Source organism: Peribacillus sp. S4, assembly GCF_046715815.1.
Lineage (GTDB): Bacteria > Bacillota > Bacilli > Bacillales > DSM-1321 > Peribacillus > Peribacillus frigoritolerans.
Map to the genome: position 1 here is coordinate 5,528,293 of NZ_CP175708.1, position 13,289 is coordinate 5,541,581.

Genomic DNA, 13,289 nt, shown 5'->3' on the forward strand with positions numbered 1-13,289 from the left:
TCTTTAAAAGAATACTCCAGACTGCAATATGCAATTTGAATATGGCGTCGTCTCCCCGGTCCGGATAATGGCTTTCGCGTTACTTGTCAGCCTTTTAAAATCCTCATGGGAAACATATTCAATCGCTGCTCCGAATTGCTGCTCCATGTATTGATGCTGTTCCGGGTTTTTAACCTTCACTTCTGTGGCAGCGATAACTTTTTCAACAACCATATCTTCGTGAACCGCCCGGACGACATCTTGAAATGATGGCGTTCCAGGCGTCAATGCTAAATCTATCTTGCAAACTCCGGGCGGCACCGGCAGCCCGGCATCACCTACGACAATATAATCGGTATGACCAAGGTCAACCAAGACCTTTGCTATTGAACTATTGATGATTCCTTGACGTTTCATGCTTCAAAGCCCCTCTCGACCTCTACCCTTTGCGGCATGCCGCCTTGAGCACCTAATTTCGTCACGGAAATGGAAGCTGCCCGGTTCGCGAACAACAGACTTTCGTCAAAACTTTTTCCTTCTGCAACAGCCACCGCAAAGGCTGCATTGAATGTATCCCCTGCACCTGTTGTATCCACCGCCTCCACTTCAAAGCTTGGAACAACCTTTTCTTCATGTCCATCAAAGTAACGGACGCCATTTTTCCCTTCGGTAATGAATAATTTATTTGGATACTCAGTCAAGACTTCCGTTCTATCTCTCCCATCGAATAGTATCTCGAACTCATGTTCATTCGGAGTAAGGAATGATGCCTGTTGAATGACAGCCTCGCTTAACTTGCGGGCGGGAGCTGGGTTCAATAGTAATCTCTTTTGAAGCATGTTGCACAAGTCAGCCAGATACTCCACAGTTTCCTCGGGTATTTCCTGCTGAACCAACACGATATCCGATTCCTCTATCACCTTTTTCGCCTTTTCTACATATTCAGGAGTAATGAAATCATTCGCACCTTTTACGACAATAATGCTGTTATCACCTTCCGAAAGGGTAATATGTGCTGTCCCTGAAGCAGAACCTGTAACCGGTTCCACATACTTCGTGTTTACATGATTTTTTTTCAGGTTATCTAAGATGATCTCTCCATAGACATCATCTCCTACACATCCAACCATCGACACTTCTGCACCAAGACGTGCCGCTGCAACAGCCTGATTGGCTCCCTTTCCTCCAGGAACCGTGATAAAGGACTCCCCTAAAACCGTTTCCCCCGCCATTGGCCGTTTGGCTGATGTCACCACTAAGTCCATTGACGAACTTCCCACTACTGCAATTCTAATCATGTCTTCTCCGCCTTCCTTCTCGTTGTTTGTCTCTCCACAAAAGAAACAGGGAGCTTTTTATGTGTTACTTCCATTTTTTCTTGATTGATCCTTTTAATTAGCATTTCCGCCGCTTGTGCCCCCATCTCATAGGCAGGCTGCCGAATGGTCGATAACGGTGGATGCAATAACGCTGTGAAGGAGATATCATCATAGCCGATCAATTGTATGTCTTCCGGTATCCGTATTCCCCGTTTTAAGATCTCTTGAAGTGCTGCGGCTGCAACAATATCATTACAAGCAATGATTCCATCCGTTTCCGGATATTGCTCGAAAAGCTGCTTGACGCATATTTGGCCGCCTTGAAGAGTCAGGGATGAATCCATGACTTGCACGTTCACTTTTGCTTGTTTCAATTCTTCCAATGCTGCCATGTACCGTTCATATACAGGCTTTATTTCGACTGGCCCCCTAATGAGGACGATATTCGTACTGCCTCTATCCAGCAATACGCGTGCTGCCAGCTTACCGCCTGTCCTTTGATCGGAATAAACAGCTGGTAATTTCTCTGCTGTACGGTCGAGAAGGACAACTGGAATATCCAGATTATCGAAATTCTCATTGGCTTCTTCACTAGTTGAAGCAATCATGCCCACTACATTGTTTTGCAGGAAAGTGTCAATATATTCTATTTCTTTATCTCGCTTTTCATCACTATTTCCAAAAATTAACCGATAACCAAACTGCTGCAGATAATCCTCGACACCTCTTGCCATTTCTGGGAAGAAGGGATTCGTAATGTCCGGCAAAATCAAACCAACCAATTTGGATTTACGATTGTAGAGGGATCTTGCCACTTCATTCGGTTTATAATTCAATTTTTCAACAGCTGCCATGACCACCTTTTTTGTGTCCTCATGTGCATAACCACTGCCATTCATAACTCTGGAAACCGTTGCTACAGAAACTCCAGCTTCCTTTGCCACATCCCGAATAGTTGCCAAAATATCACCCTCTATACTATTGTGTAACCGTTTACACATAGCTTATCACCAATTTAAATGAACGGCAAGCCCTCTTCCAAAGATATTTTTTAGGAATTTCGACCCAAAAAAAATATAACACAATTCGTTTTTTATGCGTACATTTCGTCTCTTTGAGTTTCCCACATATAGGTTTAACACTCTCATTACGTCAAAATCCAGTCTACTTTAAAACATAAAAGACTGTAGCTCTACCTAACTGTTAAAACTAGTTGATTGGAGCGGTGTACGTGACTCCTGCGGGGAAAGCGCGTCTACGGGAGACCCCGCAGGTGCAAGCCGAGGAGGCTCACGAACCGCCCGCGCAAAGCGAGTGCCTGAAGCGGAAATCAACGGTCAAATTGTAAAACCATAAGAAAACTGGCTCAAAAGTCTGAGCCAGTTTAACTTTATAACGTTTTTGCAGGTAACTTTTCATAAAGGGCATTATTCACATGCCCAAACTCAGAGGCATGCGGACGGTCTTCACCATCGCTATACCCATATTGAAGCATCCGATTTCTATTCAGGCAGAGCTTTGTTAATTTTGGCGCAAAGAAATTGAACGTATCGAAACGATCCTGTAGCATAGGGAATTTTTTCTGATGTGTAAGGATTGTTCGAGTGACGCCTTCCCAGAAAGCATTCTCATCCAAAAGGGACCTCTTCATCAGAAGTGCTGACAAGTATCGGAAATGACAGATGAATAGTCCCGTAAAAATGAATTGAACCAGCCCCTCCGGAGTCTCACTTCTTAGTACTTTCCTTAAATCATCGGGAAGGCTGCTTAATTCAGGAAGCGGTTGATCACTTACGTTTACATCATCTACAAAATCCTTGATGGCCAAACGGTGAGGTTTGTAATCCTTCAAAACTAAAATGGTATTTTGACCATGCGGCGAGAAGACTAATCCATATTGATAGATGAAATGCAGTAATGGTGATAGGATGACGTCAAATAATTGAGCTGTCCAGGCTTCTGCAGTCAATCCCGATTTTTCAATAAGACTTTCCACATATGGTTTACCTTTGCTGTCGACATGTAAAAGGGACGCAAGCGTAATGGGCTTTTCGCCTTCTTCCATATAACTGTAAATGCTTTCTCTCCAAATCCCCCCCAGCATCTCCAAATATTGATACGGTACATTCTCTAGCTTGGAATAATACGGGTGATCAACATTTAAACTGGCCACTTCACCAGGAAGCACTACTTTGCATTGTTCTTTCAAGAATGAATCATTTTCATAAATGTTCTTTATATACGTTGTGATTTTTGGGGCAATGACCGTGCGTTCAGCTGGCAATCCACGGTAGACTAGCGTATTTAAAATGCTCATCGGCAGCTTGACGTGGTGTTTATCCTTATTCGATACATTAACAAATGTCCGGATGGATTGTTGCGGCAAATATTTATCAGGACCATTTCCCAAAGCTACGATCAGCCCTTTAGCCAAGTCATCGGTAAAGTTCTGGATGATTACATTCTTCCACTGCCATTCATGAACTGGGAGGTAGTAATAGTTTTCGGCGTTCAGACCTTTTTCTGTCAATGTCTTTGCAAATGATTTTTGGGTTTCCCCATCCAGTTCATTCTCCATCAATTGCTTATAGGATAACGTTTCGACTGAATTGAACTCACCCCTCGTTTTATGGACGGCAATCCAGGATAACTGAACTTCCTTCTGGTTTTCTGGGGCGAACTTCAAATAATCATCATAACCGAAACCGATTCTTCCCTTGTTATAAGCAATCCAAGGGTGACCGCTCATTTCGCCTTCAAGTAATGCATAATCCAGTTCGACTAAATCATCCGCATCTTGTTCAGGTTTGGATAGCAATTGGAGATCCGCAAGCAGCGTATGATGGAATTCTTTGATTAAATGTCCTGTTGTTTCTGCAGTCATCCCAATTAACGGCTGGATGTCCAAAATGAATTGAATAGCATCTTTAGCCTGTGTAATACCTTCCGTTTCACATACCTGGATTGACTCGGCCTGTACTTCATAGCTGTCAAAAAGACGGGGCGACGCTAAAAATCGATAAGATTTCCCCTCATTTATCTTTAACTCATATAGATTTGCTGCTGCGTTTTCGTTCAGGACAGCTGGATGGATCATATCCTCATACATATACTCAGAAATCATCTTGGCCAGCAGGTTTTGGTTTACTATCGACCAATTTTTTTCTGAAACTGCCTGTTCCACTTCATTTATGAACTGCATATAATTCTTCCTTCCCTTTTCTTAGTAAGCCATGACGGGTGTTTTTACACGGAATGACTGAAATGCACCCTTTGGCTTCGATGGATAAACTTCTTTACCTGCCAATTGATTGATGATAATCGAATTTCGGAATGCCCCCAGACCTAGATCCGGAGCACCCACACCATGTGTATGTATCTCGCCATTTTGAATAAATAGGTGATTCGGTGTAGAGATGGCCGTTCCTACCTTATAGTCTTTCGTTATTGCAAGACGCCCCAAGTCATCGCGGACTAAATGGTCCTCCATCGTTTCAAGGAATGCCGGAAGGGTTGATTTATAGCCCGTCCCAAAAACAATCGCCTCTGTGTCCACATCAAATTCGCTATCTTCAACCCACTGTCGGCATTTCAATTGCCAGCCATTTTCGGCGGGGGTAACTGCCGAAACTTCCGTCATGGCCCGAAGTTCAATGGCAAGTTCGGCATTTCCAATCGATTTCTCATACATCTTGTCAAAAATTGCTGCAATGGTCGTAGCGCTGATCCCTTTATACAATAAATCCTGTTTCGGCAGGATTTCATCCTTCTTTTCCTGCGGCAGCCGATAAAAGAAATCAAGGTAATCTGGAGTGAAGTATTCCAACCCGAGTTTTGAATATTCCATAGGGAAAAAGCCCTTGGATCTTGTATACCAGTTTAGCTGGTAGCCATATTCCTCCTGCTCATTAAGCAAATCCAGAAAGACCTCGGCTGCACTCTGTCCAGATCCGACAACCGTTACGGATTTTTTCTTTAAGATGTTTTCTTTATTCCGTAAATAATCGGCCGAATGCAGGATGCTCTCTCCCATATAGGGCTGAAAGGCCGATGGAACAGTCGGGGAACTGCCAATTCCCATGACTACATGGCGGCTATAATAGACTTCGATCTTTTGTGTTTGTACATCCCTTACACTGATTTGATAGCAGGGTTCACCTTGATCTCCTATATATTCAACCGCCTCCACCGCTTTGCCAAAACGGCAGCTATCAAGTTGATGGGCAGCCCAGCGGCAATAGTCGTTATATTCCTTTCGTGGAATCAAGAATTTTTCAAGGAAGTAGAAATGATAAAGCCGATCATGCTGCTGTAAATAATTCAGGTAGCTATATGGGCTTGTCACATCTGCCATGCTAACCAGATCGGCAAAGAACGGCACTTGCAGCGTTGTCCCTTCCAGCAGCATCCCTTCATGCCAATTAAATTCCCCCTTTTTCTCAAAAAAGACGGCATTCAACTCCGGGGTTTTCTCCAAAAGGGCCGCAAGTCCAAGGTTAAATGGACCAATCCCTATCCCTACCAGGTCATAGATAGATTGTTGCTTCTCCATAGTTCCACTTCCTCTCGAAATTCCCCCGTGTGCATGACATAAGCAATGCTGTTTTGTCAGGGAGTTCTATCTCTTTAATTGGGGTAAACCCGCATTTTTCAAATAAATGAATCATCTTTGCATTCCTGATATCCGGTTCAGCCATCACTTTGTTTGTGGTTGAGGTAAGTAGTTGGAACTTCACCATTGCCCGTAAAAACGGCAAAGCCAGTCCTTTCCCTAGATAATCCGGATCACCAATGAGTAAATGAATGCCTTGATCTCCCTCTTCGGATTCATAATGATCTTCGATGATATCGCCTTTTACCCAATACGATTCCCAATAGCTCATGGGAATGGAGTCCAGACAGCCTAAATAAAGTGTTTGGTGTGTATCAGCCAGTGCCTTTTTTAAATGAACAGCAAATTTTTCTTTTGTGAAATTCAAATTCCAGTAGGGTATCACATGATCTTCATGCATCCATTCATGCAGTGTATCCAAATCCCTCTCAAATTCAACTTTGACAAATGAAAGCTGTTTATTGCAGTCCTTGAGCACTTCTTCATAACTATTTTTCATGGACGGCCATAACCCCCTGCGCGAACGGATTATCAATCGTTGTATAAACGGATTGTGTCTCAAGTGAACCAACAAGCTCATCCATATCATGGAATCGTGTCAGTAAATTAGCCTTACAAGTTAATTCCCGGGCATGAAGCAACTTTGAGACAACTCGATTCAACCCTTCATCTTCGCTATCCCTGCTGCATGTTTCCAGATGTTCCTGAACGAGCTGTAACAGATTGCTTTCTGATACTAATCCTTCCGTTCCAAAATTATTGATTAAGCCTAATAAGTGATTAAAAAAGAAATAGTATTGCAGTCTTTCTTCTGCGACATCATCAGAACAAATCGTGAAGCTTTTTTCACTTAGTTCCGGCATGATCTTTTGCAGCCTGTCCACTTTGGACTCACAATAGTAATACCCTTGATTATCGCGATAATAAAAAGCGGCTGGATACCCATCTTGAAGCTGAATGATGGAATTTTGTTGATGGGCTTCCAAAACGATTCCATACTCTTCAAATAGCCAAAGCATCGGTTTCAATGTCATGGACAGATAGGTTTTGAACCAATCCTTACTTACTTCTTCGGTACTGCGGTCTTCTTCAGCTGATAACTTGCGGATGATCGCTCCAAGCCTTGATGGTGCACCATAAGCATTATCCTGACATAAGCCGGCAATCAGGCTTGCTTGTTTATCGTTTTCATAAAAAGGATTTTCCCGGATATCAACATCGAATCCCGATTCTTGCTCGGTCGTTTTGATCGTTAAGTAAGCAGGATCCTTGATGATACGGAAGGAGGGGTGCCGTTCTTTTAGATCGTCTCCCACTTTAGAATCTATTAATTTAGCGATTTCCACACCACGATCTAATTCTTTTTGCAGATTTGCACGTAGGGAATTCGTGATTTTTACCGGAACGGAAAATTTGTACATATATCTCGATGTGGCACTATATACCGTTCTAAATGAAGAGGTGGCCGTGAATTTTTTTCCAAGCGGTCCTGCATAAACTAGTGACCCTTGCTCGATCAGCCTCTTGACCTCCTCTTTTTCGATAAGCACTTTTGCCTGGAGCGGGTGTGCCGGGATAATGATGTATCGGCTTTCCTTTTGGCAATACGTGTCACGAAATTCACTGGAAATCTCCAAGTCACCGGCTAATTCCTGTTTGATGATTTCACTTGCCGATCGGACTTCACTGGAATCCTGGATGACGATCGAAGGTTCTGCCAGGAAGTAGTGCAGCTGGAACTCCCCTTTTAATTCGGGTGAATAGATCCATTCATCTTTTGCCGAAATGCCTTGCTTGCTTTTCGGTGTCGGATGGAACAGATGCCCGAATAAAAGTGACTGCTCTGCTTCGATGTAGGTGAAATCAGGACTTTGAAGGGCATCAGCGTCTTCCGTCCTCGCTTCCACATACCGTTGAATGTTTTGGCTGCTAAGGATGACACGCAGCATCAATTCATCTTCACTATCCGTCCGGCCCTGTTCATTCAATAATTCTTTAGAAACGATCGAGACCATTGTCACGTAATCTAATTCAAGTACTTGCTTGGATGCCGTTTGATAGTAAATCGGGAAGTTGAAAATATGACGCCCCGTTTCCGACCAATATTTAAGCGGAACAAGCATTGTAATATCTTGGGATGTGAGCTTACTGACCACTAATGAATCCGGGATGGCCCCCCCCAAATTCGGCCAGTTTTTCGTTTCTTCTAAATTGTAATTTCCGGTTTCCCGGAAATAACAATTCAGAAAGCTTTGCATTGTTGCCTTTTCAGCTATTCGCTTACCATTCATCTTCATTCCTCCATCATCTTGAACATTTCACCTAATACTCGGATTTCATCTAAAATTCCCTCTATGTGTTCAAGGCTTGTCATTGGATTCAATAGTGTCATTTTTAAATATACCTGTCCGTCAAAACGCGTTTTTGCTAAAAATGCCCGTCCGCTTTTCAGTAATTCCTGCTGAATCTGTTTATTTAATAGATTGACTAACTGATCACTTTCTCCCTCGGGATTATAACGGAATACAACCGCATTCAATTCAGGGTCTTTATTCAATACTGTGAATCCTTCCTCTTTATCGATCTTCGCAGCCACCTCACGTGCAAGGTGACAAGTATAATCGATCATTTCGGCAAAGGTATCCAGTCCAACGACCTTCAATGACATCCAGAGTTTCAGTGCGTCGAACCTTCTCGTCGTTTGAACCGATTTATTGACTAAATGAACCATGCCCTCGGCTTCATCTTCCTGTGGATTCAAGTAATCGGCGTGATGCTGGATATATTGAAATGAGTTGCTGTCAGAGACAAGAAAAGCACCACAACTGATGGGTTGATAGAATAATTTGTGAAAATCAACCGTAATCGAATCGGCCCGTTCAATTCCGCTGATTAACTCTTTGTAATCCTTACTTAAAATCATCGCGCCTCCATATGCGGCGTCCACATGCAGCCATATCCCATTTTTCCTTGCCGCTTCGGACAATTCATGTAATGGATCGATTGAACCGAAATCTGTTGTTCCACAAGTTGCAACGATGGCAAATGGCAGTAAACCCTGTTCCTCTAAAATCGACATTTGATGATTTAATTCATCCATGGACAGACGGTGGTTTGAATCCGTTTTAATCGTGACTACAGACTGTTCACCAAGCCCCAGCTGTGCCGCTGATTTACGGACCGTAAAGTGGGCAGCCTCGGAGCATAGGATCCGCAATTTTTTCGCCTCGACTGGCAAACCTTGCTGCTGAACATCCACACCCCAGAAACGCTTACAATAAGCGTCCCTCGCCAATAGCAGTCCCATATAATTGGATTGGGTTCCACCGCTTGTGAAAATCCCATCCGCTTGTTCAGGTAACCCCACCTGGCTGCACAGCCAATCTATTAAACGCTCTTCAACGAAGGTGGCAGCAGAGCTTTGGTCCCATGAATCCATGGATTGATTCAACGTGCCGATAATCATTTCGGCAGCCACGGCAGGTATTAATGTCGGGCAATGCAAATGTCCGATACAAGCGGGGCTGTGTACATTGATGCTGTCATTAATAACAAACTCCGCCAGCTCATCCGCTACAGCTTCCATTGTCTTCCCTTTTGGAGAAGCAAGGGACAGCTCGTTTAATTTTGCTTCGATTTCATACGGTTTTTTCCCAGAGTATGGTGAATCGTTCCCTTTTAAAAAGTCTGTCAGCTTTTTTTCAATGATTTTCAATGATTCGCTGTAGTTGTTGAAGCCTTCTTCGTTATTCAAGAACATCCGAGAATATGCAAAATCCGTTTTATTTATCATTTCGATCATTGATCATTCACCCTCTTGCAACTGCTGCACGAACAGCTTGTTCAAAAATTGCAGTGGCTTCGCGAAGCTGGGGTTCCGTTACGATCAATGGAGGCAGGAACCTCACTACACTTCCATGTCTGCCTCCAACTTCCAGAATCAACCCTCTTTGAAAGCATTCCTGTTGAATGGCACTGGCAAGTTGCGAATCAGCAGGATGGCTTCCATTCGCATTTTGCGGTTCTTCATGATTGATCATTTCCACACCGACCATTAATCCCCGGCCCCTGACATCACCGATTTGCTTAATATCCTTTTGCAAATCTTTAAGAATATCCTTTAAGATTTCTCCCATTTTAGCGGCATGCTCCACAAGATTCGTCTCTTTCATGTATTTTAAAGTAGCTGTTCCTGCTGCCATCGCCATTTGATTTCCGCGGAACGTACCAATATGTGCACCTGGTGACCATAGGTCAAGCTCTTTGTTATAAATCACCACCGATAATGGAAGACTTCCGCCTATTGCTTTGGATAGTACAAGAACATCCGGAACGATTCCTGCATGTTCAAAGGCAAACATTTTCCCTGTACGGCCGATGCCTGATTGAACTTCGTCGATAATAAGCGGAATGCCCTTCTCTTTCGTTATTCTCCTGATTTCCTTAAGCCATGGAATTGGAGCTGGAATGGAGCCTCCCTCACCTTGTACTGCCTCTAAAATCATTCCTGCAGGTGCCAATAATCCGGATTCGGGATCGTTCAATAGATTTTCGATATACTGGCTGCTGATTTTATGGCTTTCTTCTCCGCCTATTCCAAAGGGACAGCGATATTGATAGGGATACGGCAGGAATTGAACATCTGGCATTAACCCTTGTATTTTTTCCTTTGGTCTTGTATTGCCGCTGATTGACATGGTTGCATGCGTTGCCCCGTGGTAAGCTCCTTGGAAGGATAAAATGCTTCTATTGCCTGTCGCTGTTTTAACCAGTTTAAGTGCTGCCTCAATGGCATCTCCGCCAGTAGGACCACAGAATTGAATTTTTGCATTTTTCCTGAATTCCTCAGGCAGGCATTCGAAAATTTCATCGACGAACTGCTCTTTAATTGGCGTCGTAAAGTCCAATGTATGCAAAGGACGCTTATCCTTAAGAATTTTTTCCATCGCTTCAAGCACTGCCGGATGATTGTGTCCAAGCGCTAATGTTCCAGCCCCGGCAAGAAAATCAATATATCGTTTTCCATCCATGTCTGTTAAGTAAATTCCCTCCGCATGATCGATCGCCATGGGTAATCTTCTAGGATATGATCGGGCATTTGATTCCCTTGTATTTTGTTGTTCCAGTAGTTGATCATTTTTTGTGAGCGTGTTCGTTACCATATTGAACCTCCATGTATTGAATTAATTGAGAATAATTATCATTATCATGGAACTAATTTTACTGATAATGATAATTATTCTCAATGAGTAAATCCACTCATTTTTCTGCTAGTAAATTCCAATAAAATTAAGAAAAGGTTAAAACTGGGGCCTATTCTCTATTTACCTATTGAATACAAAAATGTTCTTAAGGCTTTATTAAGACTCTGTTTATAAGCTGAACGCAGTCAAAAATCATGGAAAAAGAGGAAGAACAATGAATGGTTTAAAAGGAAAGCAGCTCCTCCAAAGATACGATCATTCTATCTTCCGTGCTCCTACTCTTATTAATTGATGCAATGGCTTTCGCCCACTTCTTTAAACGAAGAGGTATAATAGGATAATAGACTTACAAAAAATTAAGGTATCCCAAAATTCGGGATGCCTCTTTTTGAATTGGCGTATAGCCTTTTTCGGGTTATTCCTCCACATTTGATTAATTTTTAACTGCTAATCAATATAAAATACCCTTATTTGGTATAAAATAGTAAAATAGAGAGGTAGATGAACCTCAATCAAGAGGGTTGTTCACTTGTTTATCATTTGATTTTAGTGGGTAAAGAATTCCATTATTACTTTATCCGATTGCATTAGTTTCACTTTTTTAATAATCAGGTCGGTGTCAGGGGGGAAACGGATGAAAAGAAATCATACGATGATGCAATTTTTTGAGTGGCATCTTGAGGCAGATGGTTCTCATTGGGAAAGATTGAAATACGCAGCCTCCAAGTTGAAGGATATAGGAATTGACTGCGTTTGGCTTCCACCAGTCACCAAAGGGCAATCCGTTGGGGATAATGGATATGGAATATATGACGGTTACGATTTGGGGGAATTTGACCAAAAAGGAACCGTTCGTACAAAATACGGAACCAAAGATGAATTGCTGCAAGCAATAGCCACCTGTCATAACTACGGACTTTGCGTTTATATCGATTTAGTCATGAACCATAAAGCAGGAGCTGACGGAACCGAAAAATTTGAGGTGATTGAAGTCAATCCAGACAACCGTATGGAAGATATTTCAGAACCATTCGAAATGGAAGGCTGGACCAAATTCGATTTCCCGGGCCGTAAAAATAAATACTCTGACTTTAAGTGGAACCATACTCATTTCAATGGTACAGACTATGATGCCGAAAACGACAAAATGGGTGTATTTCGCATCACAGGCGAAAATAAGCACTGGAATAAGCATGTCATCGATGAATTCGGAAACTACGATTATTTAATGTTTGCCAACATCGATTACAGCCTGCCAGAAGTTCGTAAGGAAATGATTAGCTGGGGAAAATGGATGGTTGATACGTTAAAGTGTGATGGTTTTCGTTTGGACGCCGTTAAACATATCGATTATGAATTCATCAACGAATTTCTCCAAGAACTCATTCCTTATACAAAGGAACATTTTTTTATGGTCGGCGAATTTTGGAAGGCGGATGTTAAAGCCTGTCAAACTTACTTAGAGCAAACCAATCATGACCTCAACTTGTTCGATGTTTCCCTGCATTATAAATTTCATGAGGCCTCAAACGCAGGAACAGACTTCGACCTCTCAACCATCTTTGATGATACCCTCGTCCAAACCAATCCAGCAGAGGCTGTCACTTTTGTCGATAACCATGACTCCCAGCCTCACGAATCCCTGGAGTCTTGGGTAAAGGACTGGTTCAAGCCATCGGCATATGCACTTACCTTGCTTAGACTTTGCGGTTATCCGTGTGTATTTTACGGAGACTATTATGGAATCGGCGGACCTTCTCCGGTGCCTGGGAAAAAGGATATCCTGGATCGCCTATTATTCGCTAGGTATGAAAAAGCTTACGGAGAACAAACCGATTACTTTGATGATCCAAATACGATAGGCTGGGTCCGGCACGGGGTTGAAGAGCTAGAAGGCTCGGGGTGTGCGGTCATTATCTCTAATGGAGACCACAACAGTGAAAAAAGGATGTTCGTCGGCGAGCATCGTGCTGGTGAAATCTGGAGTGATTTAACCTATCATAGAGATGACCACATCACCATTGAAGAAGATGGGTTCGCTACCTTCCCCGTTCATGGAAAAAGCGTATCTGTATGGGCCTTGAATAATCCACTCTAAAAAGAGATAGCAAGGAACGGCATGTCTTTTGCAGATATGCTGTTCTTTGCTGATTACACCACCCAAGAAGATTTGGA

Annotated in this window: 10 protein-coding genes; 1 reads left to right on the plus strand and 9 read right to left on the minus strand. The window is 42.8% G+C overall.

Features of this window, described 5'->3' with window-relative positions; translation table 11 throughout:
• Positions 1 to 3: 3 nt before the first annotated feature.
• From rbsD to ACJ9PY_RS26610, 9 genes are all read right to left on the minus strand, one after another.
• Positions 4 to 396 (minus strand): D-ribose pyranase, encoded by a 393-nt coding sequence (gene rbsD / locus ACJ9PY_RS26570; RefSeq protein ID WP_034316088.1) that lies wholly within the window; start codon positions 394 to 396, stop codon positions 4 to 6.
• Positions 393 to 1,277 carry a ribokinase gene (gene rbsK / locus ACJ9PY_RS26575; RefSeq protein WP_063574590.1) on the minus strand — a complete coding sequence of 295 codons (885 nt, stop codon included), beginning with the start codon at positions 1,275 to 1,277 and terminating at the stop codon, positions 393 to 395. Before rbsK ends, rbsD begins: the two co-directional genes overlap by 4 nt.
• Positions 1,274 to 2,260: a LacI family DNA-binding transcriptional regulator gene (locus tag ACJ9PY_RS26580; protein ID WP_403188205.1), complete on the minus strand. Its 987-nt coding sequence runs from the start codon at positions 2,258 to 2,260 to the stop codon at positions 1,274 to 1,276. Before ACJ9PY_RS26580 ends, rbsK begins: the two co-directional genes overlap by 4 nt.
• Before the next feature lie 428 nt (positions 2,261 to 2,688).
• The gene (locus ACJ9PY_RS26585) at positions 2,689 to 4,500 is read right to left on the minus strand and encodes an IucA/IucC family protein (protein WP_411739320.1); all 1,812 of its coding nucleotides are present in this window, start codon (positions 4,498 to 4,500) and stop codon (positions 2,689 to 2,691) included.
• A 21-nt stretch (positions 4,501 to 4,521) separates the two neighbouring features.
• Entirely contained in the window at positions 4,522 to 5,850 is a 1,329-nt protein-coding gene (locus ACJ9PY_RS26590) for a lysine N(6)-hydroxylase/L-ornithine N(5)-oxygenase family protein (protein ID WP_098864457.1), read from the minus strand.
• The gene (locus ACJ9PY_RS26595; RefSeq protein ID WP_098864458.1) at positions 5,825 to 6,409 is read right to left on the minus strand and encodes a GNAT family N-acetyltransferase; all 585 of its coding nucleotides are present in this window, start codon (positions 6,407 to 6,409) and stop codon (positions 5,825 to 5,827) included. Before ACJ9PY_RS26595 ends, ACJ9PY_RS26590 begins: the two co-directional genes overlap by 26 nt.
• Complete coding sequence (locus tag ACJ9PY_RS26600; protein ID WP_411739321.1) at positions 6,399 to 8,201, minus strand: IucA/IucC family protein; 1,803 nt, start codon at positions 8,199 to 8,201, stop codon at positions 6,399 to 6,401. The genes ACJ9PY_RS26595 and ACJ9PY_RS26600 overlap by 11 nt, the downstream gene beginning before the upstream one ends.
• 2 nt (positions 8,202 to 8,203) lie before the next feature.
• Positions 8,204 to 9,712, minus strand: a complete 1,509-nt coding sequence (locus tag ACJ9PY_RS26605) for a pyridoxal phosphate-dependent decarboxylase family protein (RefSeq protein ID WP_255294610.1) — start codon at positions 9,710 to 9,712, stop codon at positions 8,204 to 8,206.
• Between the two features lie 7 nt (positions 9,713 to 9,719).
• The gene (locus ACJ9PY_RS26610; protein WP_098864460.1) at positions 9,720 to 11,072 is read right to left on the minus strand and encodes an aspartate aminotransferase family protein; all 1,353 of its coding nucleotides are present in this window, start codon (positions 11,070 to 11,072) and stop codon (positions 9,720 to 9,722) included.
• Positions 11,073 to 11,748: 676 nt separating this feature from the next.
• On the opposite strand from ACJ9PY_RS26610, the gene ACJ9PY_RS26615 reads away from it, so the two are divergent.
• The gene (locus ACJ9PY_RS26615) at positions 11,749 to 13,212 is read left to right on the plus strand and encodes an alpha-amylase (RefSeq protein ID WP_063574584.1); all 1,464 of its coding nucleotides are present in this window, start codon (positions 11,749 to 11,751) and stop codon (positions 13,210 to 13,212) included.
• Positions 13,213 to 13,289 lie beyond the last annotated feature (77 nt).

Excerpts from the sequence above, each read along its gene's own strand:
- ACJ9PY_RS26585 (WP_411739320.1), bottom strand. The coding sequence starts at position 4,500 with ATGCAGTTCATAAATGAAGTGGAACAGGCAGTTTCAGAAAAAAATTGG.
- ACJ9PY_RS26605 (WP_255294610.1), bottom strand. The coding sequence starts at position 9,712 with ATGATCGAAATGATAAATAAAACGGATTTTGCATATTCTCGGATGTTC.
- rbsK (WP_063574590.1), bottom strand. The coding sequence starts at position 1,277 with ATGATTAGAATTGCAGTAGTGGGAAGTTCGTCAATGGACTTAGTGGTG.
- ACJ9PY_RS26600 (WP_411739321.1), bottom strand. The coding sequence starts at position 8,201 with ATGAATGGTAAGCGAATAGCTGAAAAGGCAACAATGCAAAGCTTTCTG.
- ACJ9PY_RS26615 (WP_063574584.1), top strand. The coding sequence starts at position 11,749 with ATGAAAAGAAATCATACGATGATGCAATTTTTTGAGTGGCATCTTGAG.
- ACJ9PY_RS26590 (WP_098864457.1), bottom strand. The coding sequence starts at position 5,850 with ATGGAGAAGCAACAATCTATCTATGACCTGGTAGGGATAGGGATTGGT.
- ACJ9PY_RS26595 (WP_098864458.1), bottom strand. The coding sequence starts at position 6,409 with ATGAAAAATAGTTATGAAGAAGTGCTCAAGGACTGCAATAAACAGCTT.
- ACJ9PY_RS26610 (WP_098864460.1), bottom strand. The coding sequence starts at position 11,072 with ATGGTAACGAACACGCTCACAAAAAATGATCAACTACTGGAACAACAA.
- rbsD (WP_034316088.1), bottom strand. The coding sequence starts at position 396 with ATGAAACGTCAAGGAATCATCAATAGTTCAATAGCAAAGGTCTTGGTT.